Below are 1,686 nucleotides of genomic sequence, written 5' to 3' on the forward strand. Positions count from 1 at the left end.
ATGGATGAGCCGAAGTCGGCCAGTGTGCCGTTTTCCAGACGCTTTCTGAGTATGGGATGGAACAGATAGGCGGCATCGCACACACCGGCCAGCCGGCCGTCCGCTCCTAGGTCGCAGATCAGGGCGGCGTGGAGGGAGGTGAAAGCTACGGCGCGTTTCAGGGGGATGCGCAGGAGGGTGGCGCCTGCCGGCAGTTCATGCGGCGGGATGCTGTCGTGTGGTACGAGTACGTAACTCTGCAATATGGCGCCCTCGTTCCAGGGATCCAGAATGTCGGCGCGCATAAAGTTGCCCGTATGTCCCAGACGCAGCAGGCGGGCGTGTTCCAGCGGCTGTCCGCCGGATGGTACGGATGTTACGGAGCAGCCTGAGAGCAGGGTGGCACACAATATTATATATATAGCTGCGCAACAGCTGTGGCAGACTGAGAAAAAACGCCGTGCCGTTCCATTGTTTTCCGAAGCGGTGGCGGCGCGGCGGCTGTTATGTTTTCGGCGGCTGCGGCACATGGGGTCAGATGGTTATTTCGCCGGCGATGCTCGTGTTCATGAGGTCTATTATTTTCCGGTGGTCGTAATCGTGGCCGAGCAGGAACATGAGCTTGGTCACCATGCTCTCGAGCGTGCTGTCGTATCCGTTGAGCACGCCGGCCTGGAGGAGCTGCAATCCTGTTTCGTAGCGTCCCATTTCCACGCGGCCTTGTGAGCATTGGGTGATGTTCACTACTATGACATCGCTCTTCACGAGTTTTTCGATGGCCCTTACCAGCCAGGGCTTCTGAGGCGCGTTGCCGGCCCCGTAGGTTTTGAGAATGACGGCGCGCAAGCCCTTAAGGTTAAGTACGGCGTCGACATAATCTCTGCGGATGCCGGGGAAGAGCGTGAGAATGACAACGTTGTCATCCATGAGATAGTGGGGCTTGAAGGGAAGTTCGGGAGCAGGGCGGCGTATGAGATGTTCTTCGTATACGATATGTATGCCTGCGTGGGCCAGCGACGGTAAGTTGTGTGAACGGAAGGCGTAGAACCCTTCGGCATTGATTTTTGTGGTGCGGTTGCCGCGCATCAGGCGGTTTTGAAAGAAGATGCACACCTCCGGTACCATGGGGCGGCCCTCCTTGTCGCGTGCGGCGGCTATTTCAACGCTCGTCAGGAGGTTTTCCTTGCCGTCGGTGCGCAATTGTCCGATGGGCAACTGTGAACCGGTGACGATGACGGGCTTGCCAAGGTTTTCGAGCATGAAGCTCAGGGCTGACGCGGTATAGGCCATTGTGTCGGTGCCGTGCAGTACCACAAAACCGTCATACTTCCCGTAGTTGTCGGCTATGATCCGGGCCATTTTCACCCAGCATTCCGGTTCCATGTCGCTGGAGTCGATGGGCGGATTGAAGGTGATGGCATCTATCTGATAGTTAAAGCGGTTCAGTTCCGGCACGAGCCGGCGAAAATGCGCGAGGTCAAAATTTTCGAGTGCTCCCGTCAGCGGATTTTCAATCATGCCGATGGTGCCGCCCGTATAGATGATGAGAATTGCTGGTGTGTTTGCAGATTTCATGTTGCAAAGATAAGGTAAATGAGCGGAGAAGGAAAGTAATCGGATTTGTTTTTTCAGACAGGCCAAGCATGCGGCCGGCCCGTACCGGTTGTTTCCTGATAGTTTCATGTTTCCGACTTTAACATATTTAAC

At 55.8% G+C, this 1,686-nt stretch carries 1 protein-coding gene and 1 pseudogene; both read right to left on the reverse strand.

The window, feature by feature from the left end; genetic code table 11:
- Positions 1 to 509: pseudogene (locus tag C5S62_RS03080) on the reverse strand (hypothetical protein); the annotation flags it as partial.
- Positions 510 to 513: 4 nt separating this feature from the next.
- Entirely contained in the window at positions 514 to 1,554 is a 1,041-nt protein-coding gene (locus C5S62_RS03085; protein ID WP_104404005.1) for an asparaginase, read from the reverse strand.
- Between the last annotated feature and the right edge of the window lie 132 nt (positions 1,555 to 1,686).

Origin of the sequence: Prevotella sp. MGM2, from assembly GCF_002933955.1 — a bacterium.
Taxonomy (GTDB): Bacteria; Bacteroidota; Bacteroidia; order Bacteroidales; family Bacteroidaceae; genus Alloprevotella.

Bases quoted from the DNA above. Each gene is read 5' to 3' on its own strand.
- C5S62_RS03085 (WP_104404005.1), bottom strand. From the start codon at position 1,554: ATGAAATCTGCAAACACACCAGCAATTCTCATCATCTATACGGGCGGC.